Source organism: Metabacillus sp. YM-086 (assembly GCF_048059995.1).
Classification (GTDB): Bacteria; Bacillota; Bacilli; order Bacillales; family Bacillaceae; genus Metabacillus; species Metabacillus litoralis_B.
In genome coordinates this window covers 17157-37058 of sequence record NZ_JBLUOI010000035.1, presented here as the reverse complement: position 1 = coordinate 37058, position 19902 = coordinate 17157, and the positions used below count along the sequence as shown (strand labels likewise).

Below are 19902 nucleotides of genomic sequence, written 5' to 3'. Positions count from 1 at the left end.
GACCTCCTGCAAAAAGCGAGTGTCTGAATTAGAAATCAATAGACCAGTAAAAGAGAGCTTTAGACATAAATGTTGAACAAGAGCTTGTTCAACAATGAATACAGGAGGCTGTAAAAGTTGACGAAAAAAATAGTATTAATTGATGGGAATAGTATTGCCTATCGGGCTTTCTTTGCCCTACCATTATTAAATAACGACAAAGGTGTACATACGAACGCAATCTATGGATTTACCATGATTTTAATGAAAATACTAGAAGATGAGAAGCCATCTCATATGCTTGTGGCTTTCGATGCAGGTAAAACAACATTTAGACATAAAACATTCCAAGAATACAAAGGCGGAAGACAAAAAACTCCTCCTGAGCTATCAGAGCAATTTCCGTTTATTCGAGAACTATTAGATGCTTATCAAATCTCAAGGTATGAACTGGAAAACTATGAAGCAGACGATATTATCGGAACTCTTTCCAAACAGGCTGAACAGGATGGTTATGAAGTTAAGGTTATTTCAGGGGACAAAGATTTAACTCAATTAGTTACAGATAAAATAACAGTTGATATTACCAAAAAAGGGATAACAGATGTAGATTCCTATACGCCTGACTTTGTGATGGAAAAGTATGGATTAACTCCTGAGCAAATTATTGATATGAAAGGTCTTATGGGAGATACGTCTGATAATATTCCTGGTGTACCGGGAGTAGGAGAAAAAACAGCAATAAAACTGTTAAGTGAGTTTAAAACATTAGAGAGTGTATTAGATTCAATTGAGAAAGTAAGCGGGAAAAAATTAAAGGAAAAGCTTGAAGAAAATCGCGAGCAGGCTTTAATGAGTAAAAAGCTTGCAACGATTGACTGTGAAGCACCCTTAGCGATCACATTGGATGAAGTGCAATATGAAGGATTCGATGCTAGTAAAGTAAAGGAAATCTTTAAGGAGCTAGGCTTTAATTCTTTGTTAGAAAAGATGGGTGAAGATGTAGCTGAGGAAGAAGTGTACGAGGATATCAGCTTTGAAAACGTAACAGAGCTTACCTCAGATGTACTGACAGATGAAGCAGCACTGTATGTAGAAATACTAGAGGATAGTTATCACCAGGCAGATATAAGTGGCGTTTCAATTATAAATAAAAATGGTCATTATTATGTATCAGCTGAACTTGCTCTTAACTCTGATTTATTTAAGGAATGGGCTGCAGACGAAACCAAACGTAAAACAGTTTATGATGGTAAAAAAACAACAGTTGGCTTAAGTTGGAAAGGAATCTCTTTAAAAGGGATTGACTTTGATATTTTAATTGCGGCTTATTTATTGAATCCTTCGGCAACATTTGATGACGTGGCTAGTGTAGCTAAAGCACATGGGATATCGATTGTACAAGCTGATGAGGCTGTTTATGGAAAAGGTGCAAAACGTTCTATTCCTGGTGAAGAGACTCTTAGTGAGCACCTTGTTCGTAAAGGATTAGCGATCTTTGATTTAAAAGAAAGGTTAATTGAACAACTTGAACAAAATGATCAGTCATCTCTATTGTATGATTTAGAATTACCTTTATCTCTTATTCTTGCGCAAATGGAAGCAGAGGGAATAGCTGTTGATGTGGACCGTTTAAAAGAGATGGGTGAACATTTAGCAGAACAATTAAACACTCTTGAAAAAAATATCTATGAGCATGCTGGTGAATCATTTAATATTAATTCACCAAAGCAACTTGGTGTTATTTTATTTGAGAAGCTTCAGCTGCCAGTTGTGAAAAAGACGAAGACAGGTTATTCAACTTCAGCGGATGTATTAGAAAAGCTTGAGGATAAGCATGAAATCGTAAAGGATATCTTGCATTATCGTCAGTTAGGTAAATTGCAATCAACCTATATTGAAGGGTTATTAAAAGTTGTTCATAAAGACACACATAAAATTCATACTCGTTTTAACCAGGTGCTAACAACAACAGGAAGACTTAGCTCAATCGATCCTAACTTACAAAACATACCGATTCGATTAGAAGAAGGACGTAAGATTCGTCAAGCTTTTGTACCTTCTCATAAAGATTGGGTCATTTTTGCGGCTGACTATTCACAAATTGAATTAAGGGTATTAGCGCATATCGCAAATGATCAAAATTTAGTTGAAGCCTTCCAGAATGATTTAGACATTCATACGAAAACAGCTATGGATGTGTTTCATGTTAAAGAAGATGAAGTGACTTCAAATATGAGAAGACAAGCAAAGGCTGTTAACTTTGGCATTGTATACGGAATCAGTGATTTTGGGCTTTCTCAAAGTTTGGGGATTACTCGTAAAGAAGCCGGTGAATTTATAAAGCGCTATTTAGAATCCTTTGTTGGAGTACAAGACTATATGGATGATATTGTAGCTGATGCAAGAGAGAAGGGTTATGTTAAAACATTGCTTCATCGAAGAAGGTATATTCCTGAAATCACGAGCAGAAACTTTAATCTTCGTAGTTTTGCTGAACGAACAGCTATGAACACTCCAATTCAAGGAAGTGCAGCCGATATTATCAAAAAAGCGATGATTGATATGGCTGCAAGATTAAAGCAAGAAAAGCTGCAAACAAAGCTGTTATTACAGGTGCATGATGAATTGATTTTTGAAGCACCTAGGGAAGAAGTCCCTATCTTAGAAAAAATTGTTCCAGAAGTAATGGAAAATGCGGTTGAGTTAAAAGTGCCGCTTAAGGTGGACTATTCTTATGGAGATTCTTGGTATGATGCAAAATAACATATAATGTAAGGGGGCTTGATTGGCCCCTTTGTTTTTATACTATAGGAATAACTAATGCTTTCGCCATTAGAACTAGGTGATAAGCTAAGTTCTAATGTAAAAAGGATGTGGATAATTAACAATGCCTGAATTACCAGAGGTTGAAACTGTACGACGAACGTTGCTTCAGTTAGTGAAAGGGAAAACAATAAACGGAGTCAATATCCATTGGCCTAAAATCATAAAAAAGCCAGAAGAGCCTGAACAATTTAGAGATGCAATAATTGGTCAAACAATTCATGATGTTAAGCGCAGAGGCAAATTCTTAAAATTTATACTTGATGATTTTGTTCTTGTTTCTCATTTGCGAATGGAAGGAAGATATGGTTTATATCAACCACATGAGGAATTTGATCATCATACACATGTTATTTTCACGTTTACAGATCAAACGGAGTTAAGATATCGGGATGTTCGAAAGTTCGGGACTATGCATTTATTTAAGAAGGGAGAAGAAGAACGTACACTTCCACTTTCTCAATTAGGTCCAGAGCCATTTTCTGGAAAATTCACGGTGGACTATCTCCGAGGTCGTCTAGCAAAAACTGAACGGAAAATTAAAACGGCTTTGTTAGATCAATCAGTTGTTGTTGGACTTGGGAATATATATGTAGATGAAGCTCTTTTTAGATCAGGTATTAAACCAGATCGTATAGCCAGTAAATTAACAAAAGCGGAATATAAGATTTTACATGAGCAAATCATTAAAACCCTTGAAGAAGCAGTTGCTCAAGGAGGCAGTACTGTTCGCTCTTATGTAAATACACAAGGTGAAATCGGTATGTTTCAGCTTCAATTATACGTTTATGGCAGAACAAATGAGCCCTGTAAAACATGTGGAAAAACATTAACTAAAACAGTTGTGGGCGGACGTGGAACTCATTTTTGTGAGCAATGTCAAAAATAGTATGAAGAGAAAAGGCAAAAAACATAAAAATGTTTTTGCCTTTTTTATTTATAAAGAAACCATATAAATCATAAAGTAATCCATACTTAAAAAAATAAAGCGACCTTCTTTAACATTCTCTAGGCGTTCATCATACACTATCTTAGCAATTAGAAGGAAGGAGCTAGGCAATATGTTTCAATATACATCACTCTTGTTATTAGCGATCGCAGTTAGTTTGGATAGCTTTTCAGTTGGATTTACTTATGGAATGCGAAAAATGAGGATACCAATCAAATCAATATTAATTATTGCGTGTTGTTCTGCTGCCACAATGCTTGGAGCGATGTTTCTTGGTGAGCTATTAACAAAAATCTTTCCAGTTGTCGTAACTGAAAAGCTTGGTGGTATTATTTTAGTGTTTATTGGCGCATGGGTTTTGTACCAATTTTTCCGTCCTGCAAAAGAAGAAACTTCAGATGAAGAAGAAACTGAAAAAATGTTAATTAATTTTGAGATCAAAACATTTGGAATTGTCATCAATATACTTAGAAAACCTATGACGGCAGATATTGATAAATCTGGTACGATTACAGGTGTCGAAGCATTGTTACTTGGGCTGGCATTATCACTGGATGCCTTCGGAGCAGGTATTGGCGCTGCATTATTAGGTTATTCTCCTATTGTAATGAGTTTACTAGTAGCGTGTATGAGCTCGTTATTTGTATCAATTGGGATTAAATCAGGACATATTTTCTCTAAATTTGCGTGGATGGACAAATTTTCTTGCCTACCGGGTATTATTCTCATTATGATAGGGATATGGAAACTTTAGACAATGGAGGCTTATCATAGTGACAGTAGTTATTGGTCTAACGGGTGGAATTGCAAGTGGTAAAAGTACAGTTTCAAATATGTTGCAAAACCTGGGAATCCGCGTTGTAGATGCAGACCAGATTTCTAGGGAAGTGGTTGAGGTTGGAAAGCCAGCTTATCAACAAATACTTTCTTTTTTTGGTGATGAAATACTGCATCAAGATAAAACCATAAATCGAGAAAAGCTTGGTTCCATTATTTTTGGTGACCATTCCAAAAGAGAGCAATTAAACAAAATAGTACATCCCGCAGTTAGAAAAGAAATGCTAAACGGAGTTGAAGAAGAAAAAGCTAAAAATTCAAAGGCAGTAGTGCTTGATATACCATTGCTTTTTGAAAGTAAATTAACTCATATGGTTGATAAAACCATTCTTGTGTATGTGAATGAGGAAACACAGCTTAAACGTCTTATGGAGAGAAATGGATATACAGAGGAAGAAGCCAAAATGAGAATCGAATCACAGCTTCCATTACACAGTAAAAAAGAACTCTCCGATGAAATTATTGATAATAATGGCACAATTGAACAGACAGAAAAGCAGTTACATGAAATTTTAAAGAAATTAATTTAACGAGGAGACTTTTATAGTCTCTTTTTTTATTTCTCTAATCTCAATCAAAAGTCTGTTTTAAGAAAATGATACATTTTATTAACACATCTTTTAATTAAATGTGTTATACTAATTGTATAAAAATAATTAAAAGTATAACATATAAATGAGAGGGGAAACGATGATGAGAGCCAATATTGCAATAAATGGGTTTGGTCGAATTGGGAGAATGGTTTTTAGGTATGCAATGATGGAAGATATGAATATTAAAGCAATCAATGCAAGTTATCCAGCTGATACTCTTGCTCATTTAATAAAATATGACACAACACACGGGAGATTTCAGGGAGAAGTAATTGCACATGAAGATCATTTACTTGTAAATGGTCAAAAGGTGTTATTAATCAATGAACGTGACCCTGAGAAGCTTCCTTGGGATGTTTTAGGGATCGATATTGTAATTGAGGCAACAGGGAAGTTTAATAGCAGGGAAAAGGCAATGCTCCATGTTAAGGCTGGAGCAAAGAAGGTTATCCTAACTGCACCTGGTAAAAATGAAGATATTACGATTGTGATGGGAGTTAACGAAAATCAGTTTGATGCAAATCAACATGAAATTATTTCAAATGCCTCGTGTACAACAAATTGTCTTGCTCCGGTCATTAAGGTGATAGATGAATCTTTCCATATAAAAAATGGTTTAATGACAACCGTACATGCTTATACAAATGACCAGAAAAACATTGATAACCCGCATAAGGATTTGAGAAGGGCTAGAGCTTGTGGGCAATCCATTATCCCGACAACAACAGGTGCAGCAAAGGCACTAGAGCTCGTTCTCCCAAACATGAAAGGCAAGTTACATGGTATGGCTTTACGAGTCCCAACACCAAATGTTTCATTAGTTGACCTTGTAGTTGATGTAGAAAAACCAGTAACTATAGAGGAAGTTAATCGAGCATTCCAATTTGCTTCAAGAGGCTCTTTAAAAGGAATTCTAGACTTCACGACTGAGCCGTTAGTATCAATTGACTTCAATACAAATCCACATTCAGCCATCATTGACGGTTTATCAACAATGGTAATGGAAAATCATAAAATAAAAGTTTTAGCCTGGTATGACAATGAATGGGGTTATTCATGCCGTGTTGCCGATTTAACAAAATTAGTAGCAAATAGTATGACTCATTTATTAGAGGTTTAAAAAAGTTTTTTGGATAATAAAGTTCCCGACGGTTAAAGTAATAAATGTATGACCGCATGTTTGATTAACCCTTTAACTAATTTTTTTCAAAAAGTGTGTTGCAAAACAAATACAAACAAAGTATACTATTTTTCGTGAACTTCTTATCAAAGCCAAGGTGTTACGGCTACTTAAAGGGTTAGGACCTCTCTGGACTAACTTTCCCCCGTGGTAGTTACACATACCATTAAGCGAAGAATTCATGTATAAAAAATAGTTAAAGGGGGATCCATGAATATGGAAACAATGGGTAGACACGTAATCTCTGAATTATGGGGTTGCGATTTTGATAAGTTAAATGACATGGATTACATTGAAAAAACATTTGTAAATGCAGCATTAAAATCAGGCGCGGAAATTAGAGAGGTTGCTTTTCACAAATTTGCTCCTCAAGGAGTAAGTGGTGTGGTTATTATCTCTGAATCACATTTGACAATTCACAGCTTTCCAGAGCATGGTTATGCTAGTATCGATGTTTACACTTGCGGTGACTTAAATCCGAACATTGCTGCAGATCATATTGCAGAATCTTTAGGAGCACAAACTCGTGAAAACATTGAGATCCCTAGAGGTATGGGACCGGTACAAGTAAAGCAAGCTCAAGCAAAAGCTCTTTAAAACGTAAAGAGGTGCGGATTAATTGATCTGCACCTCTTTTTATTATCGACAAATTTCAGTATGATAGTAGTAGAATAAATTTCGATACATAAAGTGAAAATTAATAAGAAAAAAGGGGAATATGACAATGAGTTTTGTGAATAAATTAAAAGATATTTTTAGTACCCATCAAGAAACACGGGAAAATCACCATAATCCAGATTTAAAAAGTCATTATTATAAAACCACAAATAAAAAAGCATTACAATCTGTAAAAGAATTAATTGAACAAACACCAGGAATGACTGTTACATCTGTTTCAGAAGAACGTGGAGAAATGAGCGTAAACGTTGATCGTCCTAGAAAAGCTTTTCTTATTGTAACGGTTATTTCTGTGCGTCCTTTTGAGACAGCAGTTGATTTTACAGCAACCACGACAACTGTCCTCCCGACAGATTTTGGATACAGTAAGAAATTAATTACTGAACTTTACAAAAAGCTCGACCAAAAAGAATCGTTTGTTGGAACTGGGAAAACTAAGAAATAAATGTAAAATAGAGTGATGAAATGTCAACAACTTAAAATTTTGACGTTTGATTGGAGCTGGTCATATGAAATGTCCTTCGTGTCAACATAATGGGACAAGAGTGTTAGACTCACGACCTGTAGATGAAGGAAAATCAATTCGACGCCGACGTGAATGTGAAGAATGTCAATATCGATTTACTACATTTGAAAAGGTTGAGGAATTTCCATTAATTGTCGTGAAAAAGGAAGGGACTAGAGAAGAGTTTAGCCGGGAGAAAATTTTAAGAGGTCTTATTAAAGCGTGTGAAAAAAGACCGGTTCCCCTACAAAAGCTTGAGGACGTAGTTCATGATATTGAGAAGGAACTGAGAAATCAAGGCGTCTCTGAAGTTAACAGTGAATTTGTAGGTGAAATGGTCATGGACAGGCTTGCGAGAATTGATGAAGTTGCTTATGTAAGGTTTGCATCTGTTTATCGCCAGTTTAAAGATATTAATGTGTTTATTGAAGAGTTAACCGATTTAATTAAGAAAGTAAGATAGAATCGAAAGAGCTTTTGAAGAGGTGTTCTCTCAAGCTCTTTTTTCAGTGAAGGAACTTTTTCGCGTTTAATATATTGTAATGAAAGGTTGAAGGGGATGGAACAGCATTGGAAGGAATTGCTTGCTATTGACCGTTATTCAGTAAAGAGCAACTCAATTCTACAAGACATGGATAGAAAAATAATAACATTGCTTTATCAACCATTGATTGGGTCAAAATGTTTCAGTTTATTTATGACTCTTTGGGGAGAGTTGGAGCAGAATCGCATGTGGAGCGAAGAAACAACGCATCATAGTTTAATGACGATTATGCAAAGTAACTTGCGTGACATTTATCAAGAACGTCTTAAATTAGAAGGTCTTGGTCTATTAAAAACGTTTGTAACCGAAGAAGACGGTGTTAAGAAGTATGTATACGAGCTACAAGCACCAGTAAGACCGGCAGAGTTTTTTCAAGACGGGGTATTAAATGTTTATCTTTATAATCGGGTAGGCAAAAATAAATTTTTGCAGTTAAAACATTTTTTCTCAGATGAACAAAAAAGTGAAGGCATGAAGGACATTACCAAGTCTTTTAATGATGTTTTTGACTCTGTTCGTTCCGCTGAAATGGCTGGAAGAATGAATGAAGAAACGATAAATGATTTGTCACTAGAAAAAAATCGAGAGTTTGTTAGTACAGAAAGTAGATCTAAATTAGAGATTTCTGATTCTGCTTTTGATTTTGATTTATTCTTAGCAGGACTTTCTGATGCTCTCATCCCACATAAATCTATAACATCCATAGTGAAGGATGTAATAAAGAAGCTCTCTTACCTGTACGGCATTAATGCTATTGATATGAAAAATGTTGTGATGGCAAGTATTGATCAGGACGAAAACATTGATATTGAATTGCTTAGAAAATCTGCACGTGATTGGTATCAATTTCAGCATGGAGACGAATTACCTGGTTTAGTAGATAAAGTACAGCCACCATTATTACGAGGGAAGCAAGATCAGAAACAATTAACAAAGGAAGAAGAGCTAATCTTTCAACTAGAAAGAATATCGCCAAAACAATTTTTGATGGATGTGTCAGGTGGAGTTACCCCTTCTGTTGGTGATTTGCAAATTATTGAAGAAGTGATGCTTCAACAAAGACTCGAGCCTGGAGTTGTGAATGTATTAATTTATTATGTTATGTTAAAGACGGATATGAAGCTTACGAGGGCTTATGTTCAAAAAATTGCGAGTCATTGGACAAGGAAACAAGTGAAAACTGTAAAAGATGCAATGGACTTAGCTAAACAAGAGCACCGTCAATATCAACAATGGGCAGAAGAAAAGACAACAAAGAAGAAAACGGAGAATAATAAGAAAGCACCAATTCGTAAAGAAATGCTACCAGCATGGTTAAGTGAAGAAACAACGAATGATCATAAAGATCAGCAAGAATTAAAACAGCAAGAAAAAGATGACGATAAAACATCAAGCGTGGATCTTGAACAATTTGAGTTAGAGAAAAAGAAATTATTTGATCGGATAAGAAAATATAAGGATAATAAAAATAACGAGACATAATGAGAGGAGGGGGAATAAATGGAACATTTAAGCAATTCCTTTAAAAAATTAACAAATAGATCAGACTTTAATGATCGCTATAATGATTTGAAAAAAGAAGTATTAAACAATCCCGATGTACAAGCTTTTATAACGAAACATTCGACTGAAATAGAAGAGGGTATGATTAATAGAAGCTTGGTTAAGCTTTATGAATTTGTCAATCAAAGCAAAAATTGCAAAAACTGTCCTTCATTATCACAGTGTAAAAATATTTTAGAAGGCTATCATCCACACTTAGTAATTCAGGGGCGTATTATTGACCTTCAATATACAAAATGCCCAACAAAGGAAGCAACTGATGAACGTAAGAAACACGAGGCTCTTATTAAAAGCATGTATATTCCAAAGGATATCCTCGAGGCTCAATTTGATAAAATTGATGTGGATGTAGAGGAAACAAGCAGATTGAAAGTGATCGGGATGGCTCAAGATTTTGTGGAAGCATATAACAGTGGGCAACGTACAAAAGGTTTATATTTATATGGATCTTTTGGAGTCGGTAAGACCTATATTTTAGGTGCAATTGCAAATGAACTAGCTTCACATAAAGTATCGTCTATGCTTGTTTATGTTCCGGAATTTATGAGAGAGCTAAAAGGATCGTTTCAAAATTCATCATTGGATGAAAAGCTTGATGCTGTTAAGAAAATTCCTGTTCTTATGCTCGATGATTTAGGAGCTGAATCAGTATCAAGCTGGATGAGAGATGAGATATTAGGAACAATCTTACAATATCGTATGCTTGAAAACCTTCCTACTTTTATCTCATCAAACTTTGGTCTTAAAGAACTTCAGCATCACCTTGCATATTCTCAACGTGGAGAAGAAGAACCTGTTAAAGCTGCAAGAATTATGGAACGAATCAAACATATGACAATTCCAGTAGAACTGGTCGGTCGAAATCGCAGAGGCTGAGTGGAGGTAGAAAAGAGATTGAGATACATCAATCTCTTTTCTTTTATATTATCGAACCAATTCTTTACTTCTAAAATGTATGTTCCCCCCATATATATGAATCGAGGTGCTGCAAATAGGGGGGACAAACATGCTCGAGATATTATTTGGGTCTCCGAAAGAGGCAAGAGCAATCTATTCGATCTTTCACTCGATTCACGATAAATTTCATTCAGAACTTCAATTAGTTAATAATCAGTCCATAAAACTCCATCCAAAATCATGGGATATTACAGTAAAACAACTAGTTATACCAGGTTTAATTCAATTTATTATCAACCATAAAGAGCATCTTATTATGTTAAAAATGATAAAAGAAAATTACTATTTTAGTGAGGAAGAGGAACAGCAACAGATTATACATATTGCACAGTCTATTATGGAAGGCCAAAGGGAAGAAATTCCAAGGGTTCAGGAAATATCTTCCAGAGAGCAAATGATTAGTGATGCACTTGAACAATTTCTTCGTCCTGACTTATATTTTTCATTTTCATCTTTTCAAAAATTTCGTCTTCACAAATATATAGATAGTTTAAGAGAATATGTAGAAATTGCGATTGAAGAATATAAAATGGAACAAGAATATCAGAGTTTTGTTCAAAGTTTAAGAGATTACTTGGCAAAAAAAGAAAGTAAACTATCTAAGCTTCAAATTGTATTTGATCAAGAATGTTTGGTTTATGACGAGGACAAACAATTAATGACTGAAAATCAACTAAATAAATTTATTGATAAAGATTTCGTTTATCAACATCCGATGTATATTGATAAGCAATTGTTGGCACCACTTGTATCAATTGCACCGGATTGGCTTTTGCTTTATACAAATAACTCATTTGAAGGTATGGTTCAGACCATTCAAAATATCTTTGAGGAACGGGTGACAATATATCCACTGGAAAATTTTTAAGGTTCTCTACATATGTTTAATTGAAATCCTTTCTTGATTTTAAAGATGAAACATTTTATAATACGAGGTAATTGAAAAATTATCTGTAATGATAAGGACACGAGTTTGTTTTTACGGTTCCCAGAGAGGGAAGGAATTGCTGAAACCTTCCTAATACGATTAACGAACTTACCACCTTTAAACTTCAGTTGTGAAAGGATGCTGTGTGCATCTAATTAATAGCTGACGGTCTCCCGTTATCGAGTTTAAGCCATGTCTATTTGTTATGTATGTTTTTAGATAGATATTGGGAACAAGGGTGGAACCACGGTCCATTGATAAGTTATCTAACTCGTCCCTTTTTAGGGACGGGTTTTATTTATTTTTAAGGCAATTTTAACCGGCCTATTTTAAAGAAATTATAACATTATATGAGGTGAACAAGGATGTCAGACGTTATAAAAATTGCGTTTCCAGACGGAGCTGTAAAGGAGTTTGCAAAAGGTACCACAACAGAAGACATTGCGGCATCCATTAGCCCTGGTTTAAAAAAGAAGTCACTTGCAGGGAAAATTGATGGTCAATTGGTCGACTTACGTACACCAATTGAAGAAGATGGTGCAATTGAAATTGTTACACAAGATAGTGCTGAAGCATTAGAGATTATGAGACACTCGACTGCCCATTTAATGGCTCAGGCTATTAAGCGTTTGTATAAAGATCAGTCAGTAAAGCTGGGAATTGGACCAGTTATTGAAAATGGTTTTTATTATGACATTGATATGGAGCAAGCTATTACTCCTGAGGATCTACCGGCAATTGAAAAGGAAATGAAAAAGATTGTAAATGAGAACCTTGACATTGTACGTGTAGAAGTAAGCCGTGAGGAAGCGAAACGCCGTTATGAAGAAATTCAAGATCCATTAAAGCTTGAGTTACTTGAAGCAATTCCTGAAGGAGAGGCAGTTTCATTTTACGAGCAAGGTGAATTTTTTGACCTATGTCGTGGAATACACCTTCCTTCAACGGGTAAAATTAAAGAATTTAAATTATTAAGTGTTGCAGGAGCTTACTGGCGTGGGGACAGTAATAACAAAATGTTACAACGAATCTATGGAACAGCTTTCTTTAAAAAAGCTGACTTAGATGAACATCTTCGATTATTAGAGGAAGCTAAAGAGCGTGACCACCGTAAATTAGGAAAAGAGCTTGGATTATTTACTTCTTCTCAAAAAGTTGGACAAGGTTTACCGCTATGGTTACCAAAAGGTGCAACAATTCGTCGTATTGTTGAGCGCTACATTGTTGATAAAGAAGAGCGCTTAGGCTACCAGCACGTGTATACACCTGCTTTAGGGAGTGTTGAGCTTTACAAGACATCTGGACACTGGGAGCACTACCAAGAGGACATGTTCCCTAAAATGGAGATGGATAATGAAGATTTAGTTCTTCGCCCAATGAACTGTCCACACCATATGATGATTTATAAAAATGACATTCACAGCTACCGCGAACTACCAATTCGTATTGCTGAGCTTGGATTAATGCATCGTTATGAAATGTCAGGAGCACTAACTGGTTTACAGCGTGTTCGTGGAATGACGTTGAATGATGCTCATATCTTTGTACGACCTGATCAAATTAAAGATGAATTTATTCGTGTTGTACGTTTAGTTGAAGCTGTTTACAAAGACTTTGGAATTGAAAAATATTCATTCCGATTATCTTATCGTGATCCGGAAGATAAAGAAAAGTACTTTGACGATGATAACATGTGGGAAAAAGCACAAGGCATGTTAAAAGATGCAATGGATGAATTAGGTCATGATTATTATGAAGCAGAGGGAGAAGCGGCATTCTATGGTCCGAAGCTTGATGTACAAGTAAGAACAGCTCTAGGCAAAGATGAAACTCTTTCAACTGTTCAATTAGACTTCTTACTTCCTGAGCGTTTTGATTTAACATACGTTGGTGAAGATGGAAAACAACATCGACCTGTTGTTATTCACCGTGGTGTTGTTTCAACAATGGAGCGTTTTGTTGCATTCTTAATTGAAGAATACAAAGGAGCATTCCCAACATGGCTTGCACCTGTTCAGGTTCAAGTCATTCCAGTATCACCAGCCGTTCATCTTGACTATGCTAAGCAAGTTCAAGAGCAACTACAAGAAGCTGGACTTCGTGTAGAGCTAGACGCTCGTGATGAGAAGTTAGGATATAAAATCCGTGAATCTCAAATCCAAAAAATACCGTATATGCTTGTAATTGGAGATAATGAGATTACTGAGAAAGCTGTTAACGTTCGTAAATATGGTGAACAAAAATCAGAAACTGTGCCATTCGAACAATTCTTAGAACAGATTAAGCAAGAAGTAAAAAGATCATAATGTAAAAAAACAGTAGAGGCATATAACTCTACTGTTTTTTCATACATTAACTAATTAAAAAAGGTATTGCATGAATGAAATCGTTCTGTTAGAATAACATATGTTGTTAAAACGTTGTTAAAACATACAATACTTACTTGCAACAAACTAGTAATGGTGTTATAATTTTCAAGGTAATTGAATAGTCTTTTATATATACAAGTAGAAGCACCCGCTTCTCACCTGATTGACACATCCGTTTGTAGTTGGCAGGTTGCGATGATAGATGATAACAATCGTAGTGTGGGTGTTTTGCGTCCACGCTTTTTTATTTTTCCTGAAAAATAAAAGAACCGTGACCTACAAAATCGGATTTAAAAATCACTATTCAGTTTTTAAAAAACCTTGGAGGTGGCTAATTATTAGCAAAGATATGATGGTAAATGACGGAATTCGCGCACGTGAGGTTCGTCTAATCGGTGCCAACGGAGATCAGCTTGGAATTAAATCTCGCCAAGAGGCTTTAGAAATTGCAACAAGAGCTAATCTAGATTTAGTTTTAGTAGCTCCTAATGCGAAGCCTCCTGTATGCCGCATCATGGATTACGGTAAATTTCGTTTTGAACAGCAAAAGAAAGAAAAAGAAGCACGTAAAAATCAAAAGATTATCAATCTTAAAGAGGTTCGCCTGAGCCCAACAATTGATGAGCATGACTTTAACACAAAGCTTCGAAATGCACGTAAATTCCTTGAAAAAGGCGATAAAGTAAAAGCTTCTATCCGCTTCAAAGGCCGTGCAATTACTCATAAAGGAATCGGTCAAAAGGTGCTTGATCGTTTCTCTGCAGAATGTGCTGATTTAAGTACGATTGAATCACATCCAAAAATGGATGGTCGTAGCATGTTCTTAGTTTTAGCACCGAAAAATGAAAAGCAATAATCCCTTAAGGAGGAATACCTTATGCCAAAAATGAAAACTCACCGTGGAGCTGCTAAGCGTTTCAAGAAAACAGGCTCTGGTAAACTTAAACGTTCACATGCTTACACAAGTCACTTATTCGCTAACAAATCTACAAAAGCTAAACGTAAATTACGTAAATCAACTGTAGTAAGCAAAGGCGATTTCAAACGTATTCGTCATTTATTAGACAATCTTAAATAATCGGACCATCGTAATATAGGAGGGAATTTACATGCCAAGAGTAAAAGGCGGTATCGTTTCACGTAAACGTCGTAAAAAAGTATTAAAATTAGCTAAAGGTTATTTCGGTTCTAAACATAGATTATACAAAGTTGCAAACCAACAAGTAATGAAATCATGGATGTATGCTTACCGTGATCGTCGTCAAAAGAAACGTGATTTCCGTAAGTTATGGATCACTCGTATCAATGCAGCTGCTCGTGTAAATGGTCTTTCTTACAGCCGTTTAATGCACGGATTAAAGCTTGCTGGTATCGAAGTTAACCGCAAAATGCTTGCTGACTTAGCTGTTGTTGATGAAAAAGCATTTGCTCAATTAGCAGACGCTGCTAAAGCACAGCTTAACAAATAATTGTACGGGAAAGAGCTGACTCTTAAATGAGTTAGCTCTTTTTTCATAGAATCGGATACTCTGAATAAAGAATAAGTATATGAAAATAAAGGAGAAAAACATGACCTATCTAATTGGTTTTTATTTAATAATAAATCTTATTGGTTTTACGATAATGGGCATGGATAAAAATCGAGCTAAAAAAGGAGAATGGAGAATAAAGGAGTCAACGCTTTGGCTTGTTGCTGCTATTGGAGGGGCGTTAGGTAGCTATTTAGCTATGAGGAATTTCCGACATAAAACAAAGCATTCTTCATTTAAATATGGGCTGCCCATTTTAACCTTGGTACATATCGGTCTTTTTGTTTATTTATCTGTACAATTAGCATAAACTCATAAACCTTCTCGTAAAATGGAAACAAACACTACAAACTCTCTAGAATGGCAAACATGAAAGTGGTGATGAAGATTCAACTCGCAACCTCCACTGTATTAACAGCTATTGAAACAACTGGATTTTTTGCGCCCTTGGTCTTTATATTGTTTCATATTATTAGGCAGTTTCTTCTTGTTCCTGTAGCGGTAGTATGTTTAGCAGGTGGGATCTTATTTGGTACACTTTTTGGATCGGTCTATTCTGTCATTGGACTAACATGTGCTAGTATTACATTTTATTTTTTCTCCAAACTCTTTCCGATTTTTATTAATCGATTTGTTAAGATGAAAGAGAAATGGTTGGGAGCTTATACAAACTTATCAATTATGCAAATTATCATTTTAAGAATTATTCCTTTTGTAAACTTTTCTCTGATTTCTTTGTGTATTTTAGACCGAACAAAAACATTTCGTCGTTATACGAAGGTATCGTTTTTAACACATATACCGTCAACTCTTTGTTTTACTTGTTTAGGTGCTTCCATTCAAACCCTATCACCATTATTAATCGTTGGCATTGTTATGATGTTACTAGCAATGATTTATTTTTTTAGAGAAAAACAGGCCTTTATTAAATGGAGCGATTTTTTTGTGAAGGAAAAAGCATAAAAGCTTGAGAAAAGTCCTCTCAAGCTTTTTTGTATTTGGATCAACTTTCACGTTTCTTAATTAACAGTTCCTTAATAGGGCTTTTCCAATCAACCTTAGAAAATGGATAACGTTTTTTTACTTCTTCCTCAATATAAGTAAAATCATCCAATGTTAGCCCTTGTAAGCTGCTAGTTGATTTGGTCCATATAAAGACTGACACGACCTCAAAAGCGTTAGTTGTTGTTCCTAGATATTTTTCTCCTTCAAATAATGCTCCTTTATAGGTGAGAAGGAAGTTTTTTCTTACATTTTCTTTATCATCTAAAAAATAAAATTGCTTTTGCTCATGAGCTAATTCAAGCTTTCGTTTCGGGTTAAATAAATATTTAAAACCTGAATAAAGCAGAAATAGGATGATAATGATTAAAAGTAATCGTAAAATTATCACAATCATTTGCTAACCCCTCCTCAGGGTAATTTTCCTTATATACGAATAAAGGGAGAAAAGGTTCCAAGTTTCTCTCAATTTGTTATAATTTTTTTGAAGTAATTATTTTATGGGGGATAAGTTCATGAACTTTTCAATATTATTTAACATGCAGCAAGAATTAGACAGCAAAATAGAAGCTCAGCATCAACTACAAAGTGAAAATTTAATTGAGCGAAAGGTTTTAGCATTATTAGTTGAAGTCGGAGAGCTAGCTAATGAAACAAGATGCTTTAAATTTTGGAGTTTAAAGCCACCTGCATCAACTTCCGTTATATTAGAAGAATATGTAGATGGGATCCATTTTATCCTGTCATTGGGATTAGAGATTAAAGCAAATACGTTAATGGACTTAAAAGAGGTACAAGCGGATTCAACAACCATAACTGAACAATTTTTAAAGGTATATGAAACAATACAAGATTTTAAAAAAGATCAATCTCCCTCAACCTATAAAGACATGTTTGAGGAATATTTGCTGCTTGGAAAATTGTTAGGTTTTTCATCAAAACAAGTGGAAGAAGCATATATTTCAAAAAATGAAGTGAATCATCAAAGACAGGAGCAAGGTTACTAAACCGTGTTATTTTCTTTCGACTAAATACTTGTTGTATAATGAATTTGATTGTTAATTGAAGGAGGCAACATAATGACAAAGCTAGATGAAACATTAACAATGCTAAAAGATTTAACAGATGCAAAAGGCATACCTGGAAACGAGCGTGAAGTTCGTGATGTGATGAAAAAATACATAACTCAATATTCAGATGAAGTGACAACAGATCATTTAGGAAGCTTAATTGCTAGAAAGGTTGGACAAGAAAACGGCCCTAAGATTATGATTGCGGGCCACTTAGATGAAGTAGGCTTTATGGTGACTCAGATTGATGACAAAGGCTTTCTTCGTTTCCAAACAGTTGGTGGATGGTGGTCACAGGTAATGCTTGCACAACGTGTGACGATTGTGACAAGTAAAGGTGATGTAACTGGAATTATCGGCTCTAAGCCTCCACATATCCTACCTCCTGAGGCTCGTAAAAAACCGGTCGAGATTAAAGATATGTTTATTGATATTGGTGCAACAAGTCGTGAGGAAGCTTTAGAATTTGGTGTGAAACCAGGTGACCAGGTTGTTCCTTATTTTGAATTTACAGTGATGAAAAACGAGAAGTTTCTTCTTGCGAAAGCTTGGGACAACCGAATTGGCTGTGCGATTGCAATCGATGTATTGAAGAATTTAAAAGGAACGGATCATCCAAACGTAGTATATGGTGTTGGGACTGTTCAAGAAGAGGTTGGTTTACGTGGAGCAAGAACTTCTGCTAACATGATTGAGCCTGATATTGCTTTCGGTGTTGACGTAGGTATTGCTGGAGATACTCCGGGTATATCAGATAAGGAAGCGGCAAGTAAAATGGGTGAAGGTCCACAAATTATTCTTTATGATGCTTCAATGGTATCTCATAAAGGCTTGCGTGATTTAGTAACAGATACAGCCGATGAATTGAGTATTCCATATCAATTTGATGCGATTGCCGGTGGCGGTACTGATTCAGGTGCGATTCATATCTCGGCAAACGGGGTACCTGCGTTATCTATTACAATCGCTACTCGCTACATTCACTCACATGCAGCAATGCTTCATCGTGATGACTATGAAAATGCCGTGAAATTAATTACTGAAGTTGTAAAGAAATTAGATCGTGACACAGTAAACAAAATTACATTTGATTAAAAATAAGAAATGCTGGGGAGATCTCCCCAGCATTTTTTTATTGAACGTTCTTGTTTAGACCTTGCTCTAACATTGTTAACATTTCTTTTTTATCTTCATTATTAGCATTTTGCCAAATCACTTCGAAAAGAACACCTAAGCCTGGTAGCATTTTTTCTTCACCGCTTTGTATAGCATCAACAATCGTGTCTTGTAATTGATCTTGCGAATTTCCTGAAACATTTGAGATAACTGCATGGCGTAGATTTAAATTCAATGTAGCACACTCCTTCTTTTTAGCTTTAATTATTTCTAGCTTCGTTCCTTGATGAGTAAAACTTATGTAAAGTATCAAGGCTTCTCCGCATTTAATTTTAGAATTTGTTAATTAGGTTAGAATTATGTATGATTGGAAAGAGAAAATGGAATTGTTATAAAAGGAGTATGAAAGTGGATCGAATAGAATCAGTCAAAAATCCAAGAGTAAAGCAATGGAAAAAATTACATACAAAAAAAGAACGTGAGGCAACCGGTACATTTCTGATTGAAGGGCTACATCTAGTTGAAGAGGCTTTAAAAACCAAAGAAATGATTAGGTTATTAATTGTTTCGGAAGATATGTCGCTTCCACCTCATTTAAATGTCGATAATTTAAACATAACACTTGTTACAAAGGATGTTATGAAAGCAATAAGTGATACAGAAGCACCACAAGGACTAGCTGCTATATGTGAATTCCAACGAGAGCACTCTCCACAATCATGGAATAAAATTTTATTAATAGACAGTGTTCAAGATCCAGGAAACTTAGGTACAATCATACGTACTGCTGACGCGGCAGGAGTTGATGGGATAATATTAGGTGAAGGAACTGTTGATCATTATAATTCAAAGGTTATCCGTTCAAGTCAAGGTTCACTCTTTCATCTTCCAATTGCAAAAGGTAATTTAGAAGAATGGATCGATGTTTACACGGAAAAGGAAATTCCTACTTATGGTACTTCGTTGCAAAATGGGCAAAGTTATAAAGAAGTTGCTCCGGCAGAGAAATTCTGTCTGATAGTTGGTAATGAAGGTAGTGGAGTAAACGATAAATTATTACAAAAAACATCTAAAAATCTGTATATACCTATATATGGAGGGGCAGAATCGTTGAACGTGGCCATTGCAACAGGAATATTACTTTATCATTTACGTGGCTAGGCAGGTTGCGGTAACAAAAGAGTTTGATTATAATAAGATAGAAATTACATAAGCTTAAAAAACGATGACAGAGACTAGTACTTTACAGTTCGTCTACCCAGGGAGAAAATGCCTCG

Annotated in this window: 22 protein-coding genes and 2 other annotated features (1 of these 24 cut by a window edge); of the genes, 20 read left to right on the top strand and 2 right to left on the bottom strand. The window is 35.4% G+C overall.

Annotated elements, in window-relative coordinates; all coding sequences use genetic code 11:
* Positions 1 to 117 precede the first annotated feature (117 nt).
* The 17 genes from polA (at position 118) to ACEWK1_RS15415 (ending at position 16400) form a co-directional block, all read left to right on the top strand.
* Positions 118 to 2745, top strand: a complete 2628-nt coding sequence (polA, locus tag ACEWK1_RS15495) for a DNA polymerase I (RefSeq protein ID WP_121663033.1) — start codon at positions 118 to 120, stop codon at positions 2743 to 2745.
* A 124-nt stretch (positions 2746 to 2869) separates the two neighbouring features.
* On the top strand, positions 2870 to 3694 hold the full coding sequence (mutM, locus tag ACEWK1_RS15490) for a DNA-formamidopyrimidine glycosylase (RefSeq protein ID WP_212136891.1): 825 nt from the start codon (positions 2870 to 2872) through the stop codon (positions 3692 to 3694).
* 172 nt (positions 3695 to 3866) lie between these two features.
* Positions 3867 to 4508, top strand: a complete 642-nt coding sequence (gene ytaF, locus ACEWK1_RS15485; protein WP_098795044.1) for a sporulation membrane protein YtaF — start codon at positions 3867 to 3869, stop codon at positions 4506 to 4508.
* A 19-nt stretch (positions 4509 to 4527) separates the two neighbouring features.
* Positions 4528 to 5121: a dephospho-CoA kinase gene (gene coaE / locus ACEWK1_RS15480; RefSeq protein WP_121663031.1), complete on the top strand. Its 594-nt coding sequence runs from the start codon at positions 4528 to 4530 to the stop codon at positions 5119 to 5121.
* 163 nt (positions 5122 to 5284) lie between these two features.
* On the top strand, positions 5285 to 6304 hold the full coding sequence (locus ACEWK1_RS15475) for a glyceraldehyde-3-phosphate dehydrogenase (RefSeq protein WP_121663030.1): 1020 nt from the start codon (positions 5285 to 5287) through the stop codon (positions 6302 to 6304).
* Between the two features lie 276 nt (positions 6305 to 6580).
* On the top strand, positions 6581 to 6961 hold the full coding sequence (gene speD / locus ACEWK1_RS15470; protein WP_098795047.1) for an adenosylmethionine decarboxylase: 381 nt from the start codon (positions 6581 to 6583) through the stop codon (positions 6959 to 6961).
* 127 nt (positions 6962 to 7088) lie between these two features.
* Positions 7089 to 7487 (top strand): cytosolic protein, encoded by a 399-nt coding sequence (locus ACEWK1_RS15465; RefSeq protein WP_098795048.1) that lies wholly within the window; start codon positions 7089 to 7091, stop codon positions 7485 to 7487.
* A gap of 64 nt (positions 7488 to 7551) precedes the next feature.
* Entirely contained in the window at positions 7552 to 8010 is a 459-nt protein-coding gene (nrdR, locus tag ACEWK1_RS15460; RefSeq protein WP_098795049.1) for a transcriptional regulator NrdR, read from the top strand.
* A 96-nt stretch (positions 8011 to 8106) separates the two neighbouring features.
* Positions 8107 to 9573, top strand: coding sequence for a replication initiation and membrane attachment family protein (locus ACEWK1_RS15455; protein ID WP_098795050.1), 1467 nt, complete (start codon positions 8107 to 8109; stop codon positions 9571 to 9573).
* Between the two features lie 18 nt (positions 9574 to 9591).
* Positions 9592 to 10530 (top strand): primosomal protein DnaI, encoded by a 939-nt coding sequence (dnaI, locus tag ACEWK1_RS15450; protein ID WP_098795051.1) that lies wholly within the window; start codon positions 9592 to 9594, stop codon positions 10528 to 10530.
* Between the two features lie 130 nt (positions 10531 to 10660).
* The gene (ytxC, locus tag ACEWK1_RS15445; protein ID WP_098795052.1) at positions 10661 to 11479 is read left to right on the top strand and encodes a putative sporulation protein YtxC; all 819 of its coding nucleotides are present in this window, start codon (positions 10661 to 10663) and stop codon (positions 11477 to 11479) included.
* 425 nt (positions 11480 to 11904) lie between these two features.
* Positions 11905 to 13845 carry a threonine--tRNA ligase gene (gene thrS / locus ACEWK1_RS15440; protein ID WP_121663027.1) on the top strand — a complete coding sequence of 647 codons (1941 nt, stop codon included), beginning with the start codon at positions 11905 to 11907 and terminating at the stop codon, positions 13843 to 13845.
* Between the two features lie 193 nt (positions 13846 to 14038).
* Positions 14039 to 14160, top strand: a sequence feature (ribosomal protein L20 leader region).
* A gap of 82 nt (positions 14161 to 14242) precedes the next feature.
* Positions 14243 to 14764, top strand: a complete 522-nt coding sequence (infC, locus tag ACEWK1_RS15435) for a translation initiation factor IF-3 (protein ID WP_162987575.1) — start codon at positions 14243 to 14245, stop codon at positions 14762 to 14764.
* A gap of 21 nt (positions 14765 to 14785) precedes the next feature.
* Positions 14786 to 14986, top strand: a complete 201-nt coding sequence (gene rpmI / locus ACEWK1_RS15430; RefSeq protein ID WP_098795055.1) for a 50S ribosomal protein L35 — start codon at positions 14786 to 14788, stop codon at positions 14984 to 14986.
* Positions 14987 to 15017: 31 nt separating this feature from the next.
* Positions 15018 to 15377, top strand: coding sequence for a 50S ribosomal protein L20 (gene rplT, locus ACEWK1_RS15425; RefSeq protein ID WP_098795056.1), 360 nt, complete (start codon positions 15018 to 15020; stop codon positions 15375 to 15377).
* Between the two features lie 100 nt (positions 15378 to 15477).
* A complete protein-coding gene (locus ACEWK1_RS15420) occupies positions 15478 to 15747 on the top strand; it encodes a DUF1294 domain-containing protein (protein ID WP_121663026.1) in 270 nt (89 codons plus the stop codon).
* A 59-nt stretch (positions 15748 to 15806) separates the two neighbouring features.
* The gene (locus ACEWK1_RS15415; protein WP_176550944.1) at positions 15807 to 16400 is read left to right on the top strand and encodes a TVP38/TMEM64 family protein; all 594 of its coding nucleotides are present in this window, start codon (positions 15807 to 15809) and stop codon (positions 16398 to 16400) included.
* 40 nt (positions 16401 to 16440) lie between these two features.
* On the opposite strand, the gene ACEWK1_RS15410 is transcribed toward ACEWK1_RS15415, so the two are convergent.
* Positions 16441 to 16833, bottom strand: coding sequence for a sigma-w pathway protein ysdB (locus ACEWK1_RS15410; protein WP_162987574.1), 393 nt, complete (start codon positions 16831 to 16833; stop codon positions 16441 to 16443).
* Positions 16834 to 16954: 121 nt separating this feature from the next.
* On the opposite strand from ACEWK1_RS15410, the gene ACEWK1_RS15405 reads away from it, so the two are divergent.
* Both ACEWK1_RS15405 and ACEWK1_RS15400 read left to right on the top strand, forming a co-directional pair.
* Positions 16955 to 17446, top strand: a complete 492-nt coding sequence (locus ACEWK1_RS15405) for a dUTP diphosphatase (protein WP_098795060.1) — start codon at positions 16955 to 16957, stop codon at positions 17444 to 17446.
* A gap of 72 nt (positions 17447 to 17518) precedes the next feature.
* Positions 17519 to 18604: a M42 family metallopeptidase gene (locus ACEWK1_RS15400; RefSeq protein WP_098795061.1), complete on the top strand. Its 1086-nt coding sequence runs from the start codon at positions 17519 to 17521 to the stop codon at positions 18602 to 18604.
* Positions 18605 to 18641: 37 nt separating this feature from the next.
* Here ACEWK1_RS15400 and sspI read toward each other — a convergent pair whose 3' ends face one another.
* Positions 18642 to 18860, bottom strand: a complete 219-nt coding sequence (gene sspI, locus ACEWK1_RS15395; RefSeq protein ID WP_098795864.1) for a small acid-soluble spore protein SspI — start codon at positions 18858 to 18860, stop codon at positions 18642 to 18644.
* Positions 18861 to 19033: 173 nt separating this feature from the next.
* Between sspI and ACEWK1_RS15390 the strand changes: the two genes are divergently transcribed.
* The gene (locus tag ACEWK1_RS15390; protein WP_121663023.1) at positions 19034 to 19786 is read left to right on the top strand and encodes a TrmH family RNA methyltransferase; all 753 of its coding nucleotides are present in this window, start codon (positions 19034 to 19036) and stop codon (positions 19784 to 19786) included.
* 55 nt (positions 19787 to 19841) lie between these two features.
* Positions 19842 to 19902, top strand: a binding site (T-box leader) (it continues 232 nt past the right edge of the window).

Bases quoted from the DNA above. Each gene is read 5' to 3' on its own strand.
- mutM (WP_212136891.1), top strand. From the start codon at position 2,870: ATGCCTGAATTACCAGAGGTTGAAACTGTACGACGAACGTTGCTTCAG.
- nrdR (WP_098795049.1), top strand. From the start codon at position 7,552: ATGAAATGTCCTTCGTGTCAACATAATGGGACAAGAGTGTTAGACTCA.
- ytaF (WP_098795044.1), top strand. From the start codon at position 3,867: ATGTTTCAATATACATCACTCTTGTTATTAGCGATCGCAGTTAGTTTG.
- ACEWK1_RS15405 (WP_098795060.1), top strand. From the start codon at position 16,955: ATGAACTTTTCAATATTATTTAACATGCAGCAAGAATTAGACAGCAAA.
- ACEWK1_RS15400 (WP_098795061.1), top strand. From the start codon at position 17,519: ATGACAAAGCTAGATGAAACATTAACAATGCTAAAAGATTTAACAGAT.
- ACEWK1_RS15475 (WP_121663030.1), top strand. From the start codon at position 5,285: ATGAGAGCCAATATTGCAATAAATGGGTTTGGTCGAATTGGGAGAATG.
- thrS (WP_121663027.1), top strand. From the start codon at position 11,905: ATGTCAGACGTTATAAAAATTGCGTTTCCAGACGGAGCTGTAAAGGAG.
- dnaI (WP_098795051.1), top strand. From the start codon at position 9,592: ATGGAACATTTAAGCAATTCCTTTAAAAAATTAACAAATAGATCAGAC.
- rpmI (WP_098795055.1), top strand. From the start codon at position 14,786: ATGCCAAAAATGAAAACTCACCGTGGAGCTGCTAAGCGTTTCAAGAAA.
- speD (WP_098795047.1), top strand. From the start codon at position 6,581: ATGGAAACAATGGGTAGACACGTAATCTCTGAATTATGGGGTTGCGAT.
- ACEWK1_RS15465 (WP_098795048.1), top strand. From the start codon at position 7,089: ATGAGTTTTGTGAATAAATTAAAAGATATTTTTAGTACCCATCAAGAA.
- rplT (WP_098795056.1), top strand. From the start codon at position 15,018: ATGCCAAGAGTAAAAGGCGGTATCGTTTCACGTAAACGTCGTAAAAAA.
- ytxC (WP_098795052.1), top strand. From the start codon at position 10,661: ATGCTCGAGATATTATTTGGGTCTCCGAAAGAGGCAAGAGCAATCTAT.
- ACEWK1_RS15455 (WP_098795050.1), top strand. From the start codon at position 8,107: ATGGAACAGCATTGGAAGGAATTGCTTGCTATTGACCGTTATTCAGTA.
- ACEWK1_RS15420 (WP_121663026.1), top strand. From the start codon at position 15,478: ATGACCTATCTAATTGGTTTTTATTTAATAATAAATCTTATTGGTTTT.
- ACEWK1_RS15415 (WP_176550944.1), top strand. From the start codon at position 15,807: ATGAAAGTGGTGATGAAGATTCAACTCGCAACCTCCACTGTATTAACA.